Origin of the sequence: Chamaesiphon sp. GL140_3_metabinner_50 (genome assembly GCF_025361915.1) — a bacterium.
In the GTDB taxonomy this organism is placed as follows: Bacteria; Cyanobacteriota; Cyanobacteriia; order Cyanobacteriales; family Chamaesiphonaceae; genus Chamaesiphon.
Window position 1 is genome coordinate 1 of the sequence record NZ_JANYJC010000045.1, and the last position, 8,179, is coordinate 8,179.

The 8,179-nt window shown below is 44.3% G+C and carries 7 protein-coding genes; 4 read left to right on the top strand and 3 right to left on the bottom strand.

Annotated features, from left to right (window positions below):
- Window positions 1–1,214 (bottom strand): histidine--tRNA ligase (hisS, locus tag Q0R35_RS02225; RefSeq protein ID WP_295614028.1); only part of this gene is annotated, 1,214 nt, incomplete at its 3' end.
- Between the two features lie 177 nt (window positions 1,215–1,391).
- Between hisS and purD the strand changes: the two genes are divergently transcribed.
- Both purD and Q0R35_RS02235 read left to right on the top strand, forming a co-directional pair.
- Window positions 1,392–2,651 (top strand): phosphoribosylamine--glycine ligase, encoded by a 1,260-nt coding sequence (gene purD, locus Q0R35_RS02230; protein ID WP_295614039.1) that lies wholly within the window; start codon window positions 1,392–1,394, stop codon window positions 2,649–2,651.
- 169 nt (window positions 2,652–2,820) lie between these two features.
- The gene (locus Q0R35_RS02235; protein ID WP_295614030.1) at window positions 2,821–4,035 is read left to right on the top strand and encodes an extracellular solute-binding protein; all 1,215 of its coding nucleotides are present in this window, start codon (window positions 2,821–2,823) and stop codon (window positions 4,033–4,035) included.
- 174 nt (window positions 4,036–4,209) lie between these two features.
- On the opposite strand, the gene Q0R35_RS02240 is transcribed toward Q0R35_RS02235, so the two are convergent.
- Window positions 4,210–6,012 carry a hypothetical protein gene (locus Q0R35_RS02240; RefSeq protein WP_295614031.1) on the bottom strand — a complete coding sequence of 601 codons (1,803 nt, stop codon included), beginning with the start codon at window positions 6,010–6,012 and terminating at the stop codon, window positions 4,210–4,212.
- Between the two features lie 76 nt (window positions 6,013–6,088).
- Here Q0R35_RS02240 and Q0R35_RS02245 point away from each other — a divergent pair, with 76 nt between their 5' ends.
- The gene (locus tag Q0R35_RS02245) at window positions 6,089–6,514 is read left to right on the top strand and encodes a gamma-glutamylcyclotransferase (RefSeq protein WP_295614033.1); all 426 of its coding nucleotides are present in this window, start codon (window positions 6,089–6,091) and stop codon (window positions 6,512–6,514) included.
- 114 nt (window positions 6,515–6,628) lie between these two features.
- On the top strand, window positions 6,629–6,946 hold the full coding sequence (gene trxA, locus Q0R35_RS02250; protein ID WP_295614035.1) for a thioredoxin: 318 nt from the start codon (window positions 6,629–6,631) through the stop codon (window positions 6,944–6,946).
- A gap of 16 nt (window positions 6,947–6,962) precedes the next feature.
- Here trxA and Q0R35_RS02255 read toward each other — a convergent pair.
- The coding region (locus tag Q0R35_RS02255; RefSeq protein WP_295614037.1) for a hypothetical protein at window positions 6,963–8,179 on the bottom strand (1,217 nt) is incomplete at its 5' end.

Here is an 8,179-nt window from a genome sequence, read left to right on the forward strand (position 1 = left end):
GGACGTTTATCGAAAGCCGTGACGACTTTGATTCCGGCTTGGCGAAGCTGTTGAGAAACTTGCAGATAAATTGGCATCAAATCTTCTTGGAGATTTAAGACCATAACTTGGGTAGGCGTGGGAGCTAATGGTTGTAAAATATTGGCTTTGAGCAAGCGATAAATTAATCGAGTGAGTCCGATCGAAATGCCTACTCCCGGCATACTTTCGCCGATAAATGTGCCGACTAATTCTTCATATCTACCGCCCGAACAGATGCTACCGAGGGCTTCATGTCCGATCAGAGTGGTTTCATAAACTGTGCCCGTATAGTAATCTAAGCCGCGTGCGATCGATAGATCGATGCAATACCGCTCGGCGGGTACGCCCAGATTTTTCACGCCATTAATGACGGTAGTTAGTTCTTCAATGCCTAATTTAAATTGTTCGGCATCGGGTAATTTAGCCGCAAATTCATTGAGAGCCGTTAAGACTCGATCGACATCACCTTTAATATTGATAAAATCGATGACTTGTTGAGACTGTTCGGGCGATAAACCCTGAGTAGCTAAACTTATGAGGACTTTGGCAACTCCAACTTTTTCGAGCGTATCGATAATATTAATACAAACTTTAATCCGATCGGGTGCAACTCCTAAAGAGCTAAAGAAACCAGTTAAAACCTTGCGATTATTAATCCGAATCAGGAACTCGCCGATATTAATCTGACTGAAGATTTCGGCAATAATCGCAGGCATCTGAGCATCGTAAAGTAAGCTCAATTCCTTGCGCCCGACGACATCGATATCGCACTGCCGAAATTGCCGATACCGTCCATCTTTAGCTCGTTCGCCGCGAAAGACTAAATCCATCTGATACCTAGCAAACGGAAACTGTAAATCATTGAGGTGACGGGCGATATAAGCCGCCAGCGGTACCGTTTGATCGAACTTCAACGCCCGTGCTTCCGATCCGGTATCGCCCTTACCCGCCTCATCCCGCTCTGCTTGGCGATTAGGGGGCAGAATTGGCTGCAAACCATAAATGATGTTATCGCCCTGATTTCCCTTCGCCTGGAGGACTTCTAGCCGCTCTACAGAGGGAGTTTCGATCGGAGTAAAGCCGTAGCTCTCATATACTCGCCGAATCGTATCCATTAGGTGTTGTTCTAGTCGCTTTTCTCCAGGTAGAAATTCTGGAAAGCCGCTGGGGGTGGAGAAGTTGATTTTGTCCATGAGTGTGGGAGATGGGAGATGGGAGATGGGAGTAAGAAGTAAGGGAAAATTAAAACTATATCTACTATCCACTATCCACTATTCACTCCCATCTCCGAACTCCCCACTCCCATCTCCCATCTGATGATAGAGTGTACAGAAGGATTAGCAACAAAGTCGCGGGGGAGTTTAGCGTCGGTGAAAATTTTAGTAGTTGGTAATGGTGGTCGAGAACATGCGATCGTGTGGGCATTATTACAATCTCCTCAAGTTACCCAAGTCCTTTGTGTACCTGGTAACGGCGGTACGGCGACGATGCCGCGCTGTCAAAATCTCTCGTTTCGAGTCGATGATTTTGGTGGAATTGCCCGATTTGCCGAAGTTAATGGCATCTCGTTGGTCGTAATTGGCCCAGAACTACCGCTATCATTAGGTATTACCGACTTTTTGCAAAATCGCAACATTCCCGTATTCGGCCCAACTAGAGCGGGTGCCCAAATTGAGTCTAGCAAAACTTGGGCAAAAGCCATCATGGAGGAATCGCGAATCCCGACTCCAAAATCGGCAACTTTTACAGATTTGGCATCCGCACGGGCGTATATCCAGCAGCACGGCGCGCCGATTGTCGTCAAAGCCGATGGCTTGGCTTCAGGTAAAGGGGTGGTAGTTGCCGAAACATTGCAAGATGCGCTGACGGCGGTGGAATTATTATTCGCGCAGAATTATGGCACATTGCTAATCGAGGAGTATATTACCGGGCAAGAAATATCGGTAATCGCCCTCACAGATGGTAAAACCATTCGTCCGCTGTTACCCGCTCAAGATCACAAACGCATCGGCGATGGCGATACAGGCGCAAATACAGGCGGTATGGGTGCTTACGCGCCAGCTCCGCTAGCGACACCAGCTTTAATGAAACGCATTCAAACAGAGGTATTAGAACCAACTTTGGCGACGCTCCGCCGGAGAGGAATCGATTATCGCGGTGTGTTGTATGCGGGTTTGATGATTAGTCCGAATGGAGATCCTAAAGTCCTAGAATTTAACTGTCGATTTGGCGATCCGGAAACGCAAGCAATCTTACCGTTATTAGCTACGCCGCTGGTAGAATTATTACTAGCTTGTGTAGAACAGCGACTAGCGGCACTCCCACCATTTGAATGGAAACCAGCAGTATCGACATGCGTGACAATTGCGGCACAGGGTTATCCCGGTAATTACGAGCGCGGTAAAGTCATCGGTGGCATCGATTCGGCAAATACGGAAGGTACGATTGTTTTTCAAGCAGGTACCCAACTCAAGCAAAATCGCGTTGTTACTGATGGTGGGCGAGTATTAGGCGTAACGAGTATCGCCCCCGATTTTGCCACCGCGATCGATCGAGCCTATCATGGCGTAAGAGCGATTACCTTTGAAGGTATGTATTATCGTCAAGATATCGGACAACGAGCTTTGTAAGAGATGGGAACTGGGAGATGGGAGATGGGAGTGGAAAAATGAATAGTGAATTTAGACGCAAGCGTCCTTTTTTCTCCCCACACCTCACGCACCTCACACACTCCCCATACCTCCCACACTCCCCACACTCCCCACACTCCTATCTCCCATCTCCCATCTCCAAACTCTTATGCAACGTCGCCACTTTCTAGTCACCCTGGGTAGTCTGGCTCTAGGAAGTGGCTTAACTAGTTGTCAAAATCAAGATCGGGCTATTTTAAGATTATTAGCTCTCAAAAACTCGATCCCATCTCAATTATTGGGCGAGTTTAGTAAATCGATTCAACCTACCGATGTCAAAGTAGAGTTAGTGGGTGAAAGTCAATTTAAAGAGGTGCTGACTCAGCTTCAGGAGTGGGCTAAAACTGGTAAAGCAGAAGCCAAAGGTTTAAAAGTGCCATTGGTACCGCCAGCTCAATCTGCTGAATATATTCCCAATTTGGTAAGTATCGGCGATGCTTGGTTGCTAACTGCAATTCAGGAAAAATTAATTCAACCGATCGCGGTAAAAGATCTTCAGAATTGGGGTAAATTAGAATCTCGGTGGCGAGAATTACCTCAACGAGACGATCGCGGTAATAATAGTGCTAACGGGCAAATTTGGGGCGTTCCTTATCGCTGGGGAACGACGGTAATTATCTATCGTCGCGATCGATTGAAAGATGCTAATATTCCCATTCCTACAGATTGGGCAGATCTCTGGAATCCTCAGCTCAGGCAAAGGATTTCAGTGCTAGATCGATCGCGAGAAGTTATTGGACTGACCCTGAAAAAATTAGGGTATTCATATAATTTAGCCGATCTCAGTCAAGCGATCGATCTTAATTTACAACTAACAAAACTCCATCAGCAAGTGAAGTTTTATAGTGCTGATAATTATCTCCAACCGCTAGTCACGGGCGATACTTGGGTGGCGGTTGGTTGGTCTTCAGATGCGATCGATGTGATTGAGAAAAACCCTAATATTGGCGCGATCGTGCCTGCTTCCGGTACGGCAATGTTTGCCGATTTATGGGTACAGCCAGCAGTATCTAGCAAGCTCACATCAGCCGAACGGCTGGCTGTTGCTAACGATAATCGAACTAAGTTAAATCGACAGTGGCTCGATTATTGTTTGCAGCCTAAAACTAGCGAACAAATTTCGATATTTACCAATGCAACTGCGCCACTATTGACTAGTCTTGCAGCAAGTGAAATCTCGCCCGACCTAAAAAGTAGAGCATTAGTTCTACCGCCCAAAAATGTTTTAGATAAGAGTGAATTTATCTATCCATTATCATCTAAAAGTAAAGAGCAATACGATCGATTATGGCGAGAGATTCGCAATGCAAAAGTTAATATATAGTAATCCTATATTGTTTGTGAGAATTGAGATCTAGATATTTTGAACCGCAGCGATTTGCGCTCTTCAGGTTTCCCGACGGTTTACGAGCGATCGAGACAGAGGCGCAGAGGGCGCAGATAAAGACAAAGACAAAGAATAGTTTCTCATTTAGGATTGCTATATATAACCATCGATTTATCCAGTAAATAATTCACAGGCAATATATATCGACGTAGACTGAACTGATTCTAATAACTTTGCCCAACCCCAATCATCGATTTGTTCTACACATGCTTGATGTCGATCTGTATCTACTGGGATTAAAGCTGTTAACATTTCGATCGCGATTTGGCTCAAGATTTCGGAGATGGCATTTGCATTCACCACATCTGTACCTTTAACTAATTTACTCTTTTTAGCAACAATCTGACAAGCCTCTCTAATCGATTGTGCGGCGGCTTGTTTGGTCGTCAGGTCATTGCTAGCCAATTGCGAAAAATAACGCTCGATCGAGTCCCATTCCGGGCGGAGATTGCGAATTAATAGCTCGACTGTATGCAAATAAATACCGAGATCGATAATTAGATCGGTGGCTTTGGCTTGTCTGGCTAAAAATAGTCCCCCAGCTAAAACTAATTGTGGGGAAGTATAATTAAAAGCATCGCCAACTGTGCCCCATTCTCGATACAAATCGGCGATCGTCAGTTGTTGATAATTGGCATCTGCTTGTAATGATACACTGACTGGAAAATAGCTAGCAATTAGATCGGCATTTAATTGCTCTGTGAGAATTTGGGTACGATTATAGTGAGATACTTCTGCTATTTTAATTCGCTGCATTTCTAGTCGATCGAGAATTTTTTCGCCATAGGTATGTGGTTCGATGCCAATCTTTAAATCGGTTAATGGTTTGGGTTCGATCGCGAGTTTTCTGTATAATTCTCCAAATTTGTTACCACCTTGGGTGAGCGTAATAAACGGAATCGAATAATTATGTTTATCATCATCAGGTAAGGAAAATTCATCGCCCCACATTGTAAATAATAATGGTGGACTCCAATATTCATTTTGTAGTTCTCTAGCGATCGATTGAATGGCGATCGGACACCAAGCAGATTCACCCAAATGGCTGCTAACGTGTTGAATTTTAACATCCCAGCAGTAGGCTAATAATTCATCAGCAACGCCGAAGGGATAGGGTAATCCCGCCATTTGCCCGATTTTAGTATTCACATCGATGTATAAATCGCGCTTGGGTAAAGCCTTTTTTATCTCCCGATCTTGAATGGCAATGCGATCGAGTAATTCTTTGCGTTGCTGCGATTTAAAAAACCATAAAGGGTATAAAGAACCGATTGCTGTCCCGATAATTTGGATATAACGATCGGTATCGAGATAAATAATTCTTTGAATTAATGATGCGCGATCTGCACCAGTCAACTCTACTCGTGGCGGTTGAATCCCCACCCAGATATCTTTAATTTCAGACAAGCTTGTTTTATTACTAAAGCTTTCCCAACTACCATTATGCGCGACTAATTCGATCGCATAATCTCCCCACTGCTCTAAATACCGATCGTACTTACTATCTTTCTTGCCACGACGAGCTTCTGGTTCGATCGTCTTATGTCGATCGATCGCCATATCTAACAGTTTATTCAACCGTTGTAATAAATTATTGGGCGCATCTAAACCATAAAAACTCCGACACTGATAGATCGAATTGAGCGGACTTTCACCTTTATCTACCGACTTACCGCAAAACCAGATTTCCCAGGCTTTTTTACTCAATCCAACAACAGGTTCTCGTTCGATTTCACCTGTTGGGTTCCTAAATAAACTACCCAATTGCAAATCGGCTACCAACTGCTTGACAGGATAGCGATGTTCTTTTCCACCCACCTCTCTCAATTGCGCCAGCACCACCATCCACCGCAGGTGATCTGCGAGTAATTTGGGGATTTGCATCGACTGGCTTTTTGAGGTAGTTGTCGTCATTAGTTGCGTGAAGAGTTAGGATCGAAATTGTGTCGAGCGGTTATACTCGATCGAGTCATGGAAATGGATGGTAGTAATGAAACTACATGTTTTTGTCTACGGTACGCTCAAGCCTGGAGGGGCGAATTTCGACTGCTATTGTGGAGATCGAGTAATTGCCAGTAGGCGTGCTTATATCTATGGGGAATTGTACGATCTGCCGAGATTGGGTTATCCCGGCATAATTCATGGTACCAGCCACGTACATGGATTTGTCCTCTCTTTCGATAGTCAGACAATTTTACCCGCCTTAGATGCGCTCGAAGACTTCGATCCGCGCCGAAATCCCGCAGAGAATGATTATAACCGCGAATCGATCGTGGCATATCTATCTGCCGTTGCTGTAACCTCTCCTGTGGAGAATCGAACTTCAACGATCTCGGCGTGGGCTTATTTTATGAATCCCGATCTGGTTCGTCGATCGGGTGGTATCCTAATTCCCGATGGCTGGTGGGAACCATAACCCACTCAGCAGCGGAATTATGAGAGAGTGCGATCGTTTGTTATCGATATCTGTTCGATCGAGCCAAAACTGTCTAGAATCGAATTATCAGTAATTTCGTTTCAGGATCGGTTTATGGCAGTCAAACAACAATTTACCAGCTTTGAAGATGCGATCGCCAATAGCGATGTGCCAATTTTAGTTGATTTTTATGCAACTTGGTGCGGCCCATGTCAGATGATGTCTAAGATTTTAGAGCGAGTTAATATCGAACTAAACGGACAAATCAGAGTGATGAAAATCGATACGGATCGATATCCCCAGATCGCTTCTAGCCATCAGATTCAGGCATTACCGACGTTAGTATTATTTAAAGGTGGGCAGTCTGTCGATCGAATTGAAGGTGTATTACAAGCCGAGCAATTAATCGATCGGATCGGTCAATTTTTATAAATTTAGTTACGCTAATTTAATAGTCATTATTTCGCTCATTTTCAGTCTCAATTTCAGTGGCTTTTTGGCGATCGAGTTTTGCCCCAGATCGATCGCCAATTTGTTCGCGAATTTTGGCTCTATCTAGATAGGCTAGTGATGCAAATTTGGGTTCGCTAGCGATCGCCAAGTCTAGATCTGCTAGAGCTAGCTTGCGTTTTCCTGTTTGGACATATAATTTACTACGTTCGAGATAGGCACTATACCGTGAGATTGAAGACTCCAGTAAATGGGTGCTATAACTAGCGATCGCCAGATCGGTATTACCTAATTTTACATATAATTCACCTCTTCGATCGTGGATATAATTTTTAGCTTTAGGATCGAGTTTAAGTAAAAGATCTGTATCGAGTAAAGCCGCTTGATATTGTTTTAATTTGGTATTTAAATATAACCGAGAACTGAGATGTTCTAACTTATTGGGTTCGAGACTAATTAGGCGATCGAGATCTTGCATTTGTCCGCGATCGTCTTGCAACATTCGGTGTAGTCTCAATCGTTGACGGTAGGCATTAATGTTATTTGGATCGCGATCGATTATGGCTGTATTTGCTTGAAGTTCGCGCTGCCATCTAGTCCGATAATATTGTTTGCGTTGCGCTAAAGTCATCCCCCGCATCTGAAGATCGTCAGCAAAAATAGTGGCAACTGACGGTAATTTATTCCCGATTAAGCCGTAAATACTCCCGATCGTCCCACCAATTAAAGTAATAGTGTAAAGTAGCCCCAATCCCCATCGCAACCCGGACGAATTATGCAGATCCGATCGCCATTCCCACAGACTATTCATAAATAGCTTTTGATGAGCTGGTTGTACTGGCGATTGCGACGATCGATCTAGTTGAGTATGCGCCCATTTAAACCATTCATCTTTGTCTAAAGCTGCCGCCCCCGGTTGCTGTTTGAGTCGAGCAATTGCCCTAGCAGTGCGAAGATCGAGCGGTAACGATACCGCGATCGCTATCCCGATAAATAGAAATAAATGCGAACCCAAACAGCCCAATCCGATCGCCAACGCCGTACAAATTGCCTTAAATACCACCCCAATATATGGATATGGCTGTAATAATAAACCGACAATTTTACCCCCATCCAAGGGGTAAATCGGCAGCAAATTGAGCAAATTAATGCCGACCATCCACAGCCCAAATCCATGCCACCAAGCTAAATTTAAATTGCCATAACTAATAAATA